General features: G+C 56.6%; 9 protein-coding genes. 5 read left to right on the top strand and 4 right to left on the bottom strand.

Features of this window, described 5'->3' with window-relative positions; translation table 11 throughout:
* Positions 1-64 precede the first annotated feature (64 nt).
* Entirely contained in the window at positions 65-1,477 is a 1,413-nt protein-coding gene (locus tag FHS27_RS22750; RefSeq protein WP_246420628.1) for a lipopolysaccharide biosynthesis protein, read from the top strand.
* Here the strand turns inward: FHS27_RS22750 and FHS27_RS22755 are convergent.
* From FHS27_RS22755 to FHS27_RS22765, 3 genes are all read right to left on the bottom strand, one after another.
* A complete protein-coding gene (locus tag FHS27_RS22755; RefSeq protein WP_184307346.1) occupies positions 1,438-2,625 on the bottom strand; it encodes a ribonuclease D in 1,188 nt (395 codons plus the stop codon). The two genes, FHS27_RS22750 and FHS27_RS22755, sit on opposite strands and share 40 nt — an antisense overlap.
* 166 nt (positions 2,626-2,791) lie before the next feature.
* A complete protein-coding gene (locus FHS27_RS22760) occupies positions 2,792-4,450 on the bottom strand; it encodes a sodium:solute symporter family protein (protein WP_246420630.1) in 1,659 nt (552 codons plus the stop codon).
* Entirely contained in the window at positions 4,447-4,791 is a 345-nt protein-coding gene (locus FHS27_RS22765) for a DUF3311 domain-containing protein (RefSeq protein WP_184307348.1), read from the bottom strand. Before FHS27_RS22765 ends, FHS27_RS22760 begins: the two co-directional genes overlap by 4 nt.
* A gap of 502 nt (positions 4,792-5,293) precedes the next feature.
* On the opposite strand from FHS27_RS22765, the gene FHS27_RS22770 reads away from it, so the two are divergent.
* Positions 5,294-7,111: an SLC13 family permease gene (locus tag FHS27_RS22770; RefSeq protein WP_184307350.1), complete on the top strand. Its 1,818-nt coding sequence runs from the start codon at positions 5,294-5,296 to the stop codon at positions 7,109-7,111.
* 76 nt (positions 7,112-7,187) lie between these two features.
* On the opposite strand, the gene FHS27_RS22775 is transcribed toward FHS27_RS22770, so the two are convergent.
* Positions 7,188-9,923, bottom strand: a complete 2,736-nt coding sequence (locus FHS27_RS22775) for an MGH1-like glycoside hydrolase domain-containing protein (protein ID WP_184307352.1) — start codon at positions 9,921-9,923, stop codon at positions 7,188-7,190.
* A gap of 208 nt (positions 9,924-10,131) precedes the next feature.
* Here FHS27_RS22775 and FHS27_RS22780 point away from each other — a divergent pair, with 208 nt between their 5' ends.
* The 3 genes from FHS27_RS22780 to FHS27_RS22790 all read left to right on the top strand — a co-directional run bounded on the left by FHS27_RS22780 (position 10,132) and on the right by FHS27_RS22790 (position 17,852).
* Positions 10,132-16,311 carry an alpha-2-macroglobulin family protein gene (locus FHS27_RS22780; RefSeq protein ID WP_246420632.1) on the top strand — a complete coding sequence of 2,060 codons (6,180 nt, stop codon included), beginning with the start codon at positions 10,132-10,134 and terminating at the stop codon, positions 16,309-16,311.
* A 336-nt stretch (positions 16,312-16,647) separates the two neighbouring features.
* Positions 16,648-17,163, top strand: coding sequence for an NUDIX hydrolase (locus tag FHS27_RS22785; RefSeq protein WP_009102180.1), 516 nt, complete (start codon positions 16,648-16,650; stop codon positions 17,161-17,163).
* On the top strand, positions 17,163-17,852 hold the full coding sequence (locus FHS27_RS22790; RefSeq protein WP_184307354.1) for an aquaporin: 690 nt from the start codon (positions 17,163-17,165) through the stop codon (positions 17,850-17,852). Before FHS27_RS22785 ends, FHS27_RS22790 begins: the two co-directional genes overlap by 1 nt.
* Positions 17,853-18,009: the final 157 nt, after the last annotated feature.

An 18,009-nucleotide genomic window follows, 5' to 3' on the forward strand; every position in this document is an offset into this window, starting at 1 on the left:
GCCGACAACTTTTGCGTAGGAACAATTACCGTGTTTCCTAACGCAGATTATACTCATTCGGCACATGCCATCTCCACACTCCACTGTCGTTGCCTCGCCGTCGATGGCGGCATCCCTGCCGGAATCCGCTCCCACGATGAACGACAGCGCTCCGACCGCCGTTACCGATCTGCCTCCATTGACCGACGGAGAGCACGAAAGCGCACCCGAGGGCGTGGCAGTTCCCTCTCAAATGGGCCGGACGAAAAAACGAGGCAAGCTCGGGTCGTTTGTGCAAACGGTCGGCTTTGCATTCGCGATTGTGGCCCTGCAAATGACGCAGGGCATTCTGTTGGCGCGATTACTCGGACCGGAAGGACGCGGCCAATACGCGACCACGGTTCTCTACGTGCAAATGCTGCTGTACGTCGGTTTGTTCGGCGGCCTGGAGGTGATCTGCCGATATGCTGCCGAAGGCAAGACGGACATTCTCCGCCTTCGCCGCGCCGCGATGTGGTTGGGCATCACGACGGGTGCCATCACGACTGTGTTGGTGATCGCGTGCAACGCGTTTGCACTTCCTGAAGAAAAACGCTTCCTAATGCCACTCGGTTGGCTTTGTGCGATCAGCATGATCGGCCAACACGTGATGCTGATCATGACGGCGGTTGACCGCGGGGCAGGCAAATTTGTCGCGTACAATGTCCTGCGTTTTGTCGCTGCAGCGGCTTTTCCAACGCTGTTGTTGATCGCCGCGATCGTGACCGACGTGACGCTGCAATTAGCGTGTGTGCTGTTCGTGGCGTCGTCGGTAATTTCAATGATCGCGTGTTTGTACGGGATCAAACGACCGTTGACCGGACCGAGCGAACCTCCGGTCGGACGACTGTTAAGCGAAAGTCGCCCCTACGGGATCGCGATGCTCGCAACGGATCTGTTCGAGCGACTCGACCTGCTCTTGGTAATGTGGCTGATCCCTTTGGTCACGCAAGGGTTTTACGCGGCCATGGTCCCGGTGGTGTACCCGTTAACGGTAATCCCCAACACACTGGGAATCTTCCTGTTTAACGCAGGCGCGGACAACTCAAAATCGCTGACTACCCGTGACGTGCACCGAATTCTCGGAGGATCGATCGCGATTCAAACACTGTCGACAGTGGCGTTCATGCTGCTGGTCGGGCCGTTGGTGAACCTGGTTTACGGAGCCGAATTTGGGCCCGCGGTACGGTTCGCCCTTTGGCTCGCACCGGTATCGGCGATCAAGGGGATCCTGCAAGGCCTCGACAGTTACGTCAAAGGCCGCGGACGTCCTTTGGCTCCGATTCGTTGCCGGATCGTTGCCTCGATCGTCATGGTGATCGTCGTGGCGGCGTTGCTCGAATCGCAAGGTGCCGTCGCCATCGCGATCGCAGCCCTCGTCGGCCAAGTGATCTGTTTGATCTGGCTATCAGCAATCGTCTATAGCGACGTTTCGCAGTCAAAAAACTCGAGCGGCTGATCCTCGGTCACATCGGCAACACGAATCGCCAGTTTGCCTGCCAGGATCTTTCGGAAATTCTTGCCAACAATCTCGCCCCGCCAACCCTGCAGCAGCGCCGGCGTTGGAGAGCCCCGTCGCGGAGTCAGTTCGTAGGCGAGCAGGTCTTTGACGTCATCGGAATTGCCCACGATCGCCGGCGAAAGTTTGTGTTGCCGGCTAATACACGCGATCGACGTCGACAAAAATTGACTCAGCATCGGGGACGCCGTTCGCGACCGCCCACGGGTTCGCCGTGGCAAATCTTCATCGGGAGTATTGAGTGCCGTTTCGATCGCTGCGGCGATCGCATCATACTGATCTTGGAAATTCCGACGTTCGAGACCGCGGATGCTGCGAATTTTCTTCGGATCCGAAGATCCGCGTTTTGCGAGTTCGACGATCAAGTCGTCTCGCATCACGCGCCGTGGCAATCGGTCTTTCGACCTCGCGATCTCCTCACGCCACAACCAGATTTGGCGAACGATTTCGAGTTGTCGCGGCTTGAGCCCAGAACTTCCGCTGACGCGGTGCCAATTCTCAGCCTCTTCGGCTTCGATGACTTTGTTCTGCAACCGCATGGTTTCTTCCTCAACCCACTCGAGTCGATCGAGTTCGTTGATATCGACCAACAACTTGTCGAACATTTCTTTCAGGTTCGTGACGTCGTGCAGCGCATACGTCAGTTGGTCTTTGGTCAGCGGGCGGTGTCGCCAATTCGTTCGCGTTTCCCCCTTGGGAAGGGTCGTTCCAACGAGACGCTGGACGAGCGTTCCGAGCGACGCCGGGTACTCGATTCCGACAAACCCCGCGGACAATTGAGTGTCGAACAATCCGGCAATCGGTTTGCCCGTGTAGCGGTAGGCGAACCGGATTTCCTCTCGCGCCGCGTGAGCGATCACCTTTCGACCGGGCGTTACCAACAAATCCCAGAATGCCTGTGTGTCCCCAATCGGATAGGGATCAATGATCGCCAAGTGGTCGCCCGCGGCAACCTGAACGAGGCACAACTCGGGACGGTAGCAGTCTTCTGAAACGAACTCGGTGTCAAACCCGATCACGCTCTCAGAGGAGATCTTTTCGCAGAACTCAATGAGATGCGATTGTGTCGTGATTGATTCGTAGTTCACAAGCGAGATTTCCCGGCGGTCGTGAGGAGTGAGCCTTGCTCGAAAAACTGTAGCGGGCATTCTGCCGTCGGTCGAGTAGGAGTGTTTTGCGACAACGCCCCCCGATCACGCCAGAAATCGCAATGATTCCGGCGTGTTCGGTCGCAACCGAAGCCACTTTCGCGGCTCAGAAGAACTTCGCAAGAGTTTCCTGCTTTGGTTTTGGTGTCACCAAAGAGACGACGACTGTCGTGATCAGGCAGCTCAAAAACATCACCACGACGGGCATGATTTCAAACTCTTCACCACCCCACGACACGGGGAACTGAAACTCACGCAGTCCCTTGGGCGAATTGATCCCGTGGTAAAACAGGATGCTCCAACTGATGATCGCCGCGAACACGCCACTGATCGCACCGGCGGCGCTGAGGCCTCGCCAATACAGTGCCAAAAACACGATCGGGAACAACGCACTGAATCCACTGAAACACCACACCCCGAGCGCAAACACACTCGTCGGATTCCCGAGGCTTAAGAAATACGTTACCGCAACGATGCCGATAATGAACATCCGCGTCGTGAAAACCTGCTGTTTGTCGCTGACGTTCTCCGCACCCTTGTAGTGCGTATAGATGTCGTTGCTAAAGATCGTGCCGATGCACAAAAATTGACTGTCGAGGCTCGACATGATCGCCGCCAAAATACCGGCCGCGAGAAGACCGCCGAGCACTGGCCCGGTTTGCGTCTTCACCAAAAACGGCAACACGGCGTTTGCGTTGACGCGGTCCGTTCCAGGAATCAACGGCAACCGTGGGGCGAGGTCTCCCGTCGCCCAAACACCGACGAGCACGCACGGCACCCACACGATCATGATGAAGATCGGGTGGCAAATCACGGGAATTTTGAACGAAGAGGCACTTTTGGCCGTCATCCAGTGCTGAAACAGGTGTGGGAACATTCCGACCGATAGCGGGATCAAGAGATACGTGAAGAACAGGCTCTTGCTCATTTCCGAACGGGTGGCCCTATTTTCGGGAATCGACTCACCGAGCACTTTTAAGTTGGCCATCAGCCCGTCTTGTCCGCCGAGCTTGTGAGCAATCATTACGAACGTGACCACGCCGAGCACCATGAAGACGAGCGTTTGGAACGTGTTCGCCCACGTCGTCCCCCGCATTCCGCCCATGAACACGTACACCAGCACAACACTGCAAATCAGCAACGCGCCCAGCCAGGGCGGGATCCCGCCGTGCAAACCACGATTGGGCGCACCGTCGGGAAGCAAGACGGGGAACCATTCAGGCGACAGCCCCGCGGTCAACGTTTGAACCACCGTTCCGCCACCGATGACTCCCACCAACAAATAGGGAATCACGAGACCGACGAGAATCGGGAACAACAGCAATCCGATGAAGTCACTGTCGAGACGGTCGCGGAAAAACTCAATCTGCGTCGTGTAGCCGTTCGTGCGAGCGAGCTTCCAAACTTTCACGCCGATCAAGAAAAAGCACAACGAGTGAATGATGCCGCTGCTACTGGCCAACATCCCGTAAACGCCCACGCCTTCCTTAAATGCCTCGCCGCTACTTCCTACCAAAGCAAACGCGGTCATCGTTGTGCCGAAGATGCTCATCAGCAACAGGAACGGGCCGATCGAGTGGCTCGCGACTTGGTAATCCTCTTTCGTGCCGCTAAACAGCCTGCTCGAGAACACGCCAAGCAGCAGTAGCAGGCTCAGGTAAATCAGGATGATGACGAACTGCGGCAAACCTGGATGGTTGAGCAAACCGCCTTCGGCCGGTGGGGCTTGTGCGATCAAAGACGCGATCGATTGCAATGAGTTCATTTCTGCCCCTCCCCGACGTTGGCTGCAACACTGTCACCCGAACCATGCTCGGGCGATGTGCCGGCCTGAAATTCCGATTCCACCGGCCACGCGATCTTCGTCGTGAGGAACCACGTCAGCGACGCACCGATGGAAATACACGCATGCCAAAAGAGTCCGATCGGGATAAAACCGAACACCAAGCGTCCGTCCGTCCAAAACCAATTGTCTTGATGCAAAACCAACAGCACGACCACCAATGCGGCGATAATCCATAAACCCGAGCGAGAACTGCCGCCCGGCGTGGTTGTGCGAGACGAGGAGGCCACCGAGGCATCGGCGGAGCGTGGGGAATCAGGCATAGGGCAGGTACTGTGGGGCGAGAGGGGAAGAATTGGCGGGACGTCAGAGAGCGAAAAACGAACTCGGGACGTAGTTTAGTGTCTAGGCGGGGGCGACGATATCGGTGCTTTCAATTACCCTGATCACTCCCCGTGTTCGGTCTTCCACGCTCGAATGGACGCCCGTTCGGCGAAAGCTGACCTCACCAATTGTAGTGGCGGGAAAGTGGACGCCTGTGTCGTTGTGCATTCAAACCCAGGAGCCCGCTGCGGTTTCGCTTGCGTGAATCATCCGGACGCGTGATCGTCACTGCGGCAGTTGGTGTGGCTTCTTCGTGGCGTTGTTCTTTCCGAAATGATTTCACGATGGTGATCTCGCAGCAACCGCTACGCGAGGATGCGATTTCGCCGCAGATCTGACATCGCTGGGACTTCATTTCGCTAATGAACTGCTCTGCACCGGATCGACCGACCGTGTTCCGGTGTCCGTGCCTTCCAATTCGTATTGCAATATTTAACCTCCATGATGATTCCGGCCGATTGGCAGATGTGGCTCACGCTCGCGGTGGCCGGCGGTTTGTTGCTGAGTCTCGCGATGCGTTTGGCTGCGACCGATCTGCTCGCCCTCGCGGCATTGGCGATCCTGGTTCTGGCGCAAAACCTAACGGGCACCGACAAATTGCCGTCACCGACCCAGGCGGCCGCCGGATTCGGCAACAAGGGACTCGTCACGATCGGTTTGTTGTTCGCGATCGTATCGGGGCTCGAGCTCACCGGGGGAACGGAACTCGCGACCGGATGGCTGCTCGGCGGAGTCAAAGGGCTCCGCAGTGCGCTGCTGAGAATCCTGATCCCGGTCGCCGCGTTATCGGGTTTCCTTAACAACACACCCGTTGTCGCAGCATTGTTGCCGGTGATCCATGACGTCAGTAAACGCATCGGTGCTTCCCCCAGTCGCCTGTTGCTGCCGCTGTCTTACACTGCAATCCTCGGTGGGATGTGTACGTTAATGGGCACCAGCACGAACCTGATTGTTCGAGATCTCTACATGAAGAATCATGTGGGCGAAAACTCGCTCGGGTTCTTCACAACCGCGATCGTCGGCATCCCCGCGACGATATTGGGGTTGGTCTACATGGTCTTCGCGTCGCGTTGGCTCCTGCCCGAACGTAAGCCCGCAGTCTCGGTATCGGACGATCCGCAGAAGTACACGGTCGAGATGCAGGTCGATCCCACCGGCCCCTTGGTCGGACGCACGATCCAACAAGCAGGCCTGCGGGCGTTGCCGGGACTCTACGTCGCCGAAATCCAACGTGCCGATGGACGAATCGAACCGGCCAAACCACAACAACGGATCTACGGTGAAGACATCCTGATTCTCGTGGGCGCGTTAGAAAGCGTCGTCGACCTGCGGAAAATCCGTGGACTGACGACGCCGGACGGTCAATCGAGAAAACTCGAGGTGCCAGCATGGCAACGAACGTTGATCGAAGCCGTCGTCAGCCCACGCTGCTCGCTGATCGGGAAAACGATTCGCGAGGGCAAGTTCCGCTCTAACTACAACGCCGCCGTGGTGGCGGTCGCGAGAGGCGGTCAACGGTTGATGGGGAAACTCGGCGACGTGCGAATCGAACCAGGCGATGTCTTACTGCTAGAAGCCTCACCATCGTTCCTTCATCAACAACGAGGCTCGAGCGACTTTTATTTGGTCAGTCGTGTCGAACATGGCGAAGTCCGCCGGCATGAGAAAGCGACCGTTTCGTTGCTGATTACCGCCGCCATGGTTGTCGTAGCCGCGTTGGGCGTGATGGAGATCCTCACGTCCGCGATGCTAGCCGCGGTGGCGATGATTACGTTCCGATGCTGCACGACCGGGGAAGCACGGCGGAGCGTCGATTGGTCGGTTTTGATCATTGTCGGAGCAGCGATCGGTATCGGGGAGGCGATGTACCAAAGTGGGGCGGCCGATGCGATCGCCAGCGGTTTGCTGCAACTCGCGGGCAACAGTCCGCTGCGGATTCTCGCGGCGGTATACATCGCAACTGTGATCTGCACCGAATTGGTCACCAACAGTGCCGCGGCCGTGATCATGTTTCAAATCGCGTGGTCTGCGGCGGATACCATGAACATCGATCCCACACCGCTGATCGTTTGCGTGATGATTGGGGCGTCGGCCAGCTTCCTGACCCCGTTCGGCTATCAAACCAACACGATGGTCTACAGCGTCGGTGGGTATCAATTGAAGGACTATTTGATCTTCGGCTTCCCGCTCAGCCTCCTCGTGTTCGCGATCACGATGATCATGTTATCGACGTGGTACGGCATCGGATGGTCGGCGTAACAAGCGCCGCTTCGTCCGCCTAAGACCGACGCAGCGCAAACGACATTCACGTGTCGCGGCCAACCATCACCTCCGATCACGCGTCCGGCGGAGCACCCTCGCTGATGCGACCGTGGAGTTGTTCGATGCACGTCGCGATCAACGCGGTCCATCCGGTTTGGTGCGACGCACCGAGCCCTTCGCCGGTATCGCCGTGGAAATACTCGTAGAACAACACGTGCTCCTGCCACAATTTTTCGTCGCCGGTCATCCCACTTCCAATCAGGCACGGCCTCGCGCCGCCGCCTTCGGGCGACAAAAAGATATTCGACAATCGACGGTTGATTTCGCTGGCGACGTCCCGCAAATTCATCATCACGCCCGAACCGGTGGGGCACTCAATCTGGAACGTGTCCCCGAAAAATTCGTGATAACGATGCAGGGCTTCGATCAACAGGTAATTCGTTGGAAACCAGATCGGCCCCCGCCAATTACTGTTTCCGCCGAACATCCAACTGTCCGATTCGCCCGGCACGTACGCGACCGTGTGCTTCTGCCCACGCACGGTAACTTCATACGGCTCCGCCTCATGAGCCTTTGAGAGCGAACGAATACCGAACTTGGAGAGAAACTCGTTCTCGTCGAGAAGAACCTTCAGGACGCGTTCGAGTCGTTCACGTGTCGGAATCGCGAGCAACAGTTCACGATGGCCGGCCTTACTCTCACCAAACAAGATGTGAGTGACCAGATTGTGCCGGTTCTTCAAAAACCACTCGAGACGATTGCGAAACCCGGGCAGCCCATCGAGCAACTCTTCGTCGAGAACTTCCACCGCGATCAATGGCAACAACCCAACGAGTGACCGCACACGCATCGGTACGGTTTCGCCATCGATCTTCAGTTGATCGTAATAGAAACCGTCTTCCTCGTCCCAAAGCCCGCCTTCCTCTCGCCCGTTCATCGCGTCAATGATGCGGATAAAGTGATCAAGGAATTTAGAAGCCATGTCGGAGTACGATTTATCGTCGCGGGCCAATTCAAGCGCCATCGACATCATCGTGCCGCAGTAGAACGCCATCCAAGCGGTCCCGTCGGCCTGTTCGAGCTGGGCCCCCTCTGGCAAACCTTTGCTCCGATCGAAAACACCGATATTGTCGAGCCCCAAGAATCCTCCGGCGAAGACATTGTCACCGTTGCTGTCGACTCGATTGACCCACCACGTGAAGTTCAGCAGCAGACGTTGGAACGTTTGCTTGAGAAACATCGTGTCGCGACGGCCCGCTTCGGCTTCCATCTGAAACACGCGCAGACACGCCCACGCATGCACGGGCGGGTTCACATCGTCGAAATAAAACTCATAGGCGGGCAACTGGCCGTTGGGGTGCATGTACCATTCCCGCAACAGCACCATCAGTTGCCGTTTGGCAAATTCGGGATCGATCCGTGCGGCGGGAATCATGTGAAACGCCAAATCCCATGCGGCGAACCACGGGTACTCCCATTTGTCGGGCATCGACAAAATGTCGCGAGCGTAGAGATGACGCCAATCGCAATTGCGTCCGCTCTTGCGTGATTCAGGCGGTGTCATCACGTCCGCATCACCATCGAGCCAATCCGCGACGATGTAGTGATAGAACTGCTTCGTCCACATCAACCCCGCGTACGCTGAACGCGACACGTGCCTCTGCGCGTCGGTTTCGTTTTGAGGAATGACGTGATCATAAAACTGATTCGCTTCGTCACGTCGCAACTCGAGGACACGCGTGAAATCGCTGGTGAGATCAGGACGCGAGATCGCAGCTTTCTTCGCCTTCGCTTTTGTTGGCTTCGCGGAAGCCGCAGGCGATTCCGGAATCTCGGTCAAACGCACGCGTGCCCGGCGTGTCTCACCAGGTGCTAGCTTCCAGTGATATTTCGCGGCGACTTTCGTTCCGTAGTGCTTTGGATTAACCGCCGCCGTTTCGCCGTCGACCACGTAACGATGAAACGCGTCCTTCGTGTAGGCGGAGAAGTTTTCACCTCCAAACAGCTTCTCGGTATTGGTTTCGTTTTCGGTGAACAGCAATTCGGAATTATCTTGCTGTTCGAAAACACACGTAAACGGCTCCAGCGTGTCGTGAGTCGTTTTGACTGCGTGGCCTTGCGCATCGGCGTCTATTTGAATTCGCGGTTTCGCCGTGCATCCTTCGTGGCGACATCCCCATACCCACGTGTTGCGAAACCAGAGCGTCGGCAACATCGTGATTTCAGCCGCGTCGGGACCATGATTGGTGACCTCGATTTCAATCAACAGATCATTGGCGTCCGCTTTCGCGTACGTCGCCGTGACATCGAAGAACCGATTCTCGTGAAATAACCCCGTGTCAACGATCTCATATTCGGGATCGAGATAGCCACGCTGCGCGTTGGTTTTGACGAGTTCCTGATACGGGTACCGGGCGTGAGGATACCGATACATCGCCTTGGCGTACGAATGGGTGGGCGTGGAATCGAGGTAGTAATAAATCTCCTTGACGTCCTCGCCGTGGTTTCCCTCCGGCCCTGTCAATCCGAACAAACGTTCTTTGAGAATCGTGTCGTTGCCGTTCCACAACGCGATCGAAAAACACAATCGACATTGTCGATCGGTGACCCCCAGCAAGCCGTCTTCGCCCCATCGATAGGCGCGCGACCTCGCGTGATCGTGCGGAAAATCGCTCCACGATTGCCCCCCGGGGGAATAGTCTTCGCGGACCGTTCCCCATTGCCGTTCGGACAGATAGGGGCCCCACCGTTTCCAGTTCTTTTCCCTCGCGGCGTCCTGTTGCAATCGTTGGTGTTCAGGTGTCGGCATATGTCGGCGCAATCACAAGTGGTGGAACCATTTACGAGACGTCAATCCTACCGCGATCGACGCCCGATGGATGCCCCACGTTCGGTCCACAAAATTTCTTATTGAAATCCGCCTAATGAAGTTTCTGTTCCTTCGTTATCTTGATTGAACGTGTGCACGTTCGGTCTGAATCACGCGTCCAACTACTTATCTCCCCCACGAATCTGCTATGAAATCTCGCTATGGTCTAATCGGCGTCCTCGCCTTCCTAGTCCTTCTGCTTGCCGGCCAAACAATGCCCATTATGCCCGCCGCGGCTCCCGAAAGCCCGCAACCTCGAGCGTGGAAACCGATTCAAGACGCCATCGACCAAGGATTGCCGAAAACCGCAATCACCGAGATCGAAAAACTCTTACCCACCGCGATCAGCAGCGGTGATCAAGATCTCGCGATTCGTTTGCTGGCCACGCGAGCCACGCTCGACGGACAACTCGAGGGGCGAGACGAAGTCCACCGGATCGTGCGATTGCAAGCGGATATGCAAACCGCCCCGGAAGCTACCCGCCCGGTCATCCGTGCGTTGTTGGCAAATTGGTTTTGGAGCTACTACTCGCAAAACCAGTGGCGGTTTCGCGATCGAACGGAAGTCGATCCGGATGTGATCAACGCGGACGAACCCGTCATCATCAAATCCGTCGACGATATTTCGACGTGGACACGTCAACGGATCGTCACTCAGTCGGCAGCACTTTTCGAAGCCGCACTTCAGTCGACCGACGGCAGTGAAAAGGTTTTGCGAGAAACCGCGATCGGCGACTACGCGGACCTGTTCGTTCGCGGTAACGCACCGGACAGCTATCGCCCGACGTTGTACGACTTCGTTGTGGCCGACGCGATTGAGTTCTTCGTCGACGCAGCGGAAACCTATGCCGGGCCGGCTGAGCGTTTTGAATTGAATGCCGATTCACCGGTCTTCGGCGACGTCAACGCATTCATCAAGTGGAACGTTCCCGAGACAGACCTGAAATCGCCACTTCGTCGCGCAACGACGTTGTTTCAGGAGTGGCTCGCGTTTCATCGTGACGATGCGGATTCGACCGCATTGATCGACACAGACCTGCATCGACTCGAATTTGCCAATCAAAACACGAACGGCGATGCGGCAAAGGACGCGATGGAAGAGGCATTGAAGTCGTTCGCGATTCGTCACGCCGACCATGAGATCTCAACCCGCGCTCAGTTCAAACTCGCCCAACTCGCTCGCGAAAATGACAACCCTGCCCGTGCTCGCGAAATCGCCCAATCCGCCGTCGCGGCGCATCCCAACAGCATGGGCGCCAAAGCGTGTGCCGCGTTGATCGAACAAATCGAAGCTCCATCGATCGAAGTCGCGACCGAGCAAGTATGGAATCCGGAACTGCACGATCACGCCCGTCCGACTATCCATTTGCAGTATCGCAACGTCACGCAGGTTCACTTCCGACTCGTCGCTCTCGATTACCAATCGCTCCGCAGTTCAGGCCGACGCGCCGAAAACCTGACCCAGGTCGGGCGGCAAATGTTGACCAAACGCACCCCAGTCGCCCAGTGGACCGAAACGCTCGCCGCGACCGACGACTTCCGCGACCGCTCCGTCGACTTGCCCGCACGCCTGGACGTTCCACTGGGAGCCTACTATCTGATCGCCAGCACATCAGATGAATTCCCCATGGAAGACGCCTTCACCGCAATCACGGACGTGTGGTTGAGCGGGTTGTCGATCGTGGTGGAGTCGCGTCACGAAGAAGAAAATCTAACCGGATACGTGCTCGAATCACTGACGGGGAAACCACTCAGTGGCGTGAAGGTCGACGTTTGGGCGCGAAAGAATCAACAGCGGCGTGGCATCGAAAAACCTGCCTCTCAGGCAGTGCTCACCACGGATGACAAAGGCCGTTTTGAATTCTCCGGCGACTCGTTCCACAATATCACGTTCCTCGCAACAAGCGGCGAGGATCGCTTGTGGTCGCAAGAGTATCACCTCTATCGCCGTGGAAACCGCTCGCAGAACGATGTAACGCGGAGCCACTTCTTTACCGATCGTGCCATTTATCGTCCCGGACAAGTCGTTCGTTACAAGATCATCTGCACACGATCGAACCAAAGCGACAACGAATATGCCGTATCACCCGATCAGAACATCGACGTCGAGTTGTTGGACGCCAATGGCAAGGTCGTCGAACGAGCAGCTTTGCGATGCAACGATTTGGGCAGTTGCCACGGCAGCTTCAATCTGCCCTCCGGTGGCCTGACCGGTGTCATGACGCTGCGAACGACGGGGCCGTTTCAAGGGGCTCAGTCAATTCGAGTGGAGGAATACAAACGACCGAAATTCGAAGTCGAAATCGACGCCCCCGAAAATCCTGTGCGACTGGGTGAATCCGTCACCGTTAACGGAAACGCCACCGCGTACACAGGAGCCCCCATTGATGGCGCGACGGTGAAGTACCGTGTCGTTCGAGAAACTCAACTGCCACCGTGGTGGTGGTATCGATGTTGGTGGATGCCACCATCGCCGATGCCTCCGCAAACGATCGCCGAAGGTGAAACCGAAACCGACGAACTCGGCAAATTCTCGGTATCCTTCGACGCGATCCCGGACACCTCGGTTGACCGCGAAAGCGAACCGAAGTTTCGCTACAAGATCGAAGCGGACGTCATCGACATGACGGGCGAAACTCGAGAAGGAACGACGTCGGTGTTGGTCGGATACACAACGATGGAAGCGTCGTTGAGCACCGACTCGCCGCAGTGGTTGACCGACGATGCGCCGATCAAAATCAACGTCGCCACACGAACGCTGCAAGGTGGCCCGGTCTCGAGCAAAGTGAAGCTCAAAATCCATTCGCTCAAATCACCCGACACAATCGGTCGTCGACGAATCGGCAATCCGATCCCCTACGGGCCCGCGGGCAACAACGCGGACGCGAAAGACATCGTTCGCCCCGAAGAACCGAATTCCTGGCCCATCGATTCAACAATCAAAACTGTCGAATTAACGACGGACGAATCGGGTAACGCGAGTACTGAAATTGAACTCGACGCCGGTCACTTCCGCGTCGTCCTGTCCGCCGTCGATGCGGCAGGTCAAGACGTTTCCGCTTTCCTGCCACTGCGGGTGATTGATCCCGATGCTGAGCAATGCGAACTAAAAATCGCCGACCTGTTCGCTGTGCAGAGCAACAGTGTCGAACCGGGCGAAACGTTTCGCGCCGTGTGGGGCAGCGGATACGAATCGGCGCGGGCGCTCGTTGAAATCATGCATCGCGGTAAAACGCTGCAACAATTCTGGACACCGGAAAATCGCACCCAAGCACAAGTCACGCTGGATGTTGACGAGTCTTTACGCGGTGGTTTCACCGTTCGAGTTTGGATGGTTCGCGAGAATCGCTTCTACGTGAACGAACAACGCATTGACGTGCCGTGGACGAACAAGCAATTGACGGTGCGTTGGGAACGATTCCTGTCGAAACTCAAACCGGGACAGAAGGAAACATGGACAGCGATTATCGAAGACAAGTCCGGTGACTCCGACGCCGCAATGAAGCGTGCCGCTGAAATGGTCGCGACGCTGTATGACGCGTCTCTCGACACATTCACGGCACACGATTTCCCGTCCGAGTTCGGTTTGTTCTACACCGACTATTCCAACGTCTCGGTAAACGATCAGAACCGATGGGAAGGTTTGCAACGCATCTCGGTCTATCGATCAATCGGCATCCCGTCGGCGACACCGACCTATCGTCAATACCCGCCGGAACTGCAAGGCGCCGCGGTAATGCTCTACGCCAGGATGCGTTCTCGCGGCGCCTTTGGCGGCAGAATGATGCAAAAAGGCATAGCGGCCGAGGGAATGCCGATGCCTGCGGCCGCACCAATGATGATGGCCGACGGTGCGATGGAGATGGACATGATGGCCAACAACGAAATGGCCGATGCGGGCCAACCGCCGAGTGATGACTCGGGGAAAGACGTTGATCTTTCGGACGTCTCGCCACGGAAAAACCTCAACGAGACGGCCTTCTTCTTTCCCGACTTAACCGCGGACGAAAACGGCCGAGTCACGATGAGCTTCACAATGCCGGAGGCGTTGACGCGTTGGCAATTGCTCGGATTCGCTCATACTGCAGATCTCGCAGGCGGCGTCATCCGTGATACCGCCGTGACCAGCAAAGACCTGATGGTCCAACCCAACCCGCCACGCGTTCTACGGGAAGGCGACCAGATCGAACTCACCGTGAAGGTCACCAACCAATCGGCAACGATTCAAAAAGGAACCGTCGCGTTGGAGTTCACCGACGCACGTACGGGAGACAGCGTTGACGCAACGATCGACAACACGAACGTTCGTCAATCGTTTGAAATCCCGGCAGGTCGCTCGCAGACTTTCTCGTGGCCGATTCGAATTCCCGATGGACTCGGATTCCTGGTCTACAAAGCCGTTGCCTCGACGGGACGTTTGTCCGACGGCGAGCAGGGATATCTGCCCGTCTTGTCTCGCAAAATCCTGGTTCATGAATCGATCGCATTGCCGATCGATGGCGCCGAAACCAAAACCTTCACGCTAGACAAACTCGCGTCGCTCGATCCGAATTCGATTCGCAATGAATCATTGACGGTTCAGATGACATCCAATCCCGCATGGTACGCGGTGATGGCGTTGCCTTACCTGATGGATTATCCACACGAATGCAGCGAGCAGACGTTCAACCGTTTGTACGCGAACTTGTTGGCACGCCATATCGCGACGTCTGACCCAAAAATCGAACGCGTCTTTGACGTCTGGCGAAACCAACCTCGCGCGACGAAAGGTCAACCGGGTGGGCGTGACGCACTCGAGTCACCGCTGCAACAAAACGAAGACCTCGCGTCGATCGCATTAACCGAAACGCCCTGGGTAATCGAAGCTGAATCTGAGACCGAAGCACGACGCAACGTCGGGATCCTTTTCGACCAGAATCGCGTCAATGATCAAGTCGCTCGTTTGACTCGGCGACTCCAGGACTTGCAACTCGACGACGGCAGCTGGCCGTGGTTCCCTGGTGGACGATCCAATTCGTTCATCACGCTGTACCTCGCAACCGGTTACGGAAGATTGCGGCACCTCGGAGTGGACGTGGACGTTTCTTCCGCGATCGAATCGCTCTCGCATTTGGATGCATACTCGAGAAAGGTCTACACCGAAATCAAGAACAAAGATCGCGATGCCAATCATCTCTCGACGACGATCGCCATGTATCTTTACGGCCGCAGTTTCTTCCTGCGAGACGCCGATATTGATGCAGCGTCTCGTCCGGCACTCGAGTATTGGCTCGACCAAGCGGCGACGCATTGGCTGAAACAGCCACGGATGAGCCAAGCTCACCTCGCGGTCGCGCTGAAACGCTTCGGCCGAACCGACGACGCAATGGCAATCGTCGCATCGCTGAAAGAACGCAGCGTCACGGATGAATCGGGCATGCACTGGAACGACGAAGTCCGCGGTTGGTTCTGGTATCAAGCCGATATCGAAACCCAAGCGATGATGATCGAGATGTTCGACGAGGTTGCATCCGACCAACCGTCGGTCGAGTCGTGCAAAGGATGGTTGCTACGGCAAAAAGAGACTCGCTCTTGGGAAACAACGAAAGCGACCGCAGATGCCGTCTACGCGTTGTTGCTGCGAGGCGTTGACCTGCTCGCCGACCAGACGCTCGTTGATGTCAAAGTGGGAGAACGCGACGTCGAGCAGGAGAACGTTGAGGCCGGAACGGGCTTCTTCCAACAACGGTTCGAAGCGTCCGAGATCACGCCCGAAATGGCATCGATCAAAGTCACTAAAACGACACCCGGAATCGCCTGGGGCGGCGTCCACTGGAAGTTCTTCCAAAACGTCGACGAAGTCACACCGCACGAGGGCACGCCTCTCGAAATCCAGAAACAGCTCTTCGTGGTTCGCAGCACGCCTTCGGGTGAAGTCCTACGACCGGTAGTCGGAGGATTGGTTGCCGGTGACGAAGCAACCGACAAAGTAGACGTCGACGGAGCGCCAATCAAAGTCGGTGATGAACTGGTGTCGCGATTGATCGTTCGCAGTTCACGTGCAATGGAATTCATCCACCTGAAGGATTCCCGAGGCAGCGGCACCGAACCGAGCAATGTGTTATCCGGTTATCGATGGCAAGATGGACTCGGCTACTACCAAAGTACGCGTGATGCGGCCGAGCATTTCTTTATCGATTATTTACCGAAGGGAACTTACGTGCTCGAGTCCCGCAGTCGAGTGCAACTTCGCGGACGCTATCAGTCGGGGCTCGCGACAATCGAGTCGATGTATGCACCGCAGTACAACAGCCACAGCGAGAGTCACGAGATGAAAGTCGGCGAGTGATCGACCTCACTGCAATCGCGTGACGAAATGAGAATCGTTCGACATGGATGAAATTCATGTCCATCGAACTCGCACGAGCCTTTTCTCACCCTCCCCGATTTACCAATCGCGGGAGGGTTTTCCATGCGCGGACATCCATCGGTAATCCCGCTTCAGTGACCAAGACGCGGCCGTGCAGCGAGAACCTCCACCAAGGGGAGTGTCCGTTGACGATTGTTTTTTCTAGGCTTTGGACGACCGCAAACTCCGCGTCGCTGTCTCGTTTGGATGATGAGTGAACTCAACGACCGGAAAAATCGACAAAAGGGGCTCGCCGCAAAGAGGGAATGATCAATCGTGTCAGAGTTTAATCTGCTGTTGCAGACGAGCCGTTTTGATGTCGTCGAAATGGAATTGCCATCGCGTGACGGACAAGTCCATCGCCGAGCCTATGTCCGACATCCCGGCGCGGTCGTGCTCGTGCCGTTGCTGGATGAAAACACGATCGTGATGATCGAGAACGAACGCACCGGGGTTGGCGAAACGTTGTTGGAACTTCCCGCTGGGACCCGCGATCCGGGTGAACCGCCGCTGGAAACCGCGGCTAGGGAACTGACTGAAGAGACCGGTTATAGCGCGACTCAATTTGATATCATTTGCGAATTCTACTCCGCCCCGGGTCTCGGCAATGAAATGATGCACATGATCGTCGCTCGCGATTTAACTGAGGGTGAACAACGGCTTGAACCGACCGAACGCATTTCAACGCGAATTGTGTCTCGTGAAGAAGTCGAGAAACTCGTTCGTGGTCGTCAAATTCGCGATTCAAAAACACTGGTCGGGTTGCAAAGTTTTCTCCTCGGACACCTGTAATGCTGCTCGCTCTTCCCCGTCGCTGCGTTTGCGAATTCATCGGAACGTATTTTCTGATTGTGATCGGCTGCGGTGCGATGGCCGTCGACGCCCAAACGGCCGCATTAACCCATGTCGGTGTGGCGACGGTTTGGGGGTTGGTCGTGATGACGATGATTTATTCGATCGGCGACCTCAGTGGCGCGCACATGAATCCCGCGGTTTCGTTCGCCTTCGCCGCCGTCGGTCGTTTTCCATTCAAAGACGCAGCGGCGTACACAATCGCGCAGTGTGCGGGCGCGTTGGCGGGAGCGATCAGCATCCGAGCAGTGCTCGGTGTCGACGAAGCTTATCTCGGGACAACGATGACAATCCTGCCGGCGACGTCGGCTTGGTTCGTCGAAGCGATGATGACGGCCATTTTGATGTGGGTCGTCATGGGCGTATCGACCGGTGCGAAGGAAAAATCCATTACGGCGGGACTCGCTGTCGGTGCCGTCATCGCGATGGAAGCTTTCGTCGCAGGCCCACTGACCAAGGCGTCCATGAATCCGGCTCGTAGCCTCGGCCCCGCAATCGCCTCCGGATACTTCACAAACCTATGGGTGTACCTTTCAGCGCCGATTGTCGGGGCCTTGGTTGGCGGGTTTACATACTGTTGGGTGCGCAGCGTCGACGAAAACACCGACGCCGCGATTGACGCGTCGTAATTAGCGCCATCACGCGGTGCGGTCAGATCGAAATGTCGAATGACACCCCGACCTCTTTCAGATGTTACAACGTACACGTCGGAGCGGACGAGCTGCTTCGTTGCCAGGGTGTCATTTTGAGCCCTCTTGCGACACATAGCACTGCGGCGCCCGTTAT

It is taken from the genome of Aporhodopirellula rubra (assembly GCF_014192335.1).
In the GTDB taxonomy this organism is placed as follows: domain Bacteria; phylum Planctomycetota; class Planctomycetia; order Pirellulales; family Pirellulaceae; genus Rhodopirellula; species Rhodopirellula rubra.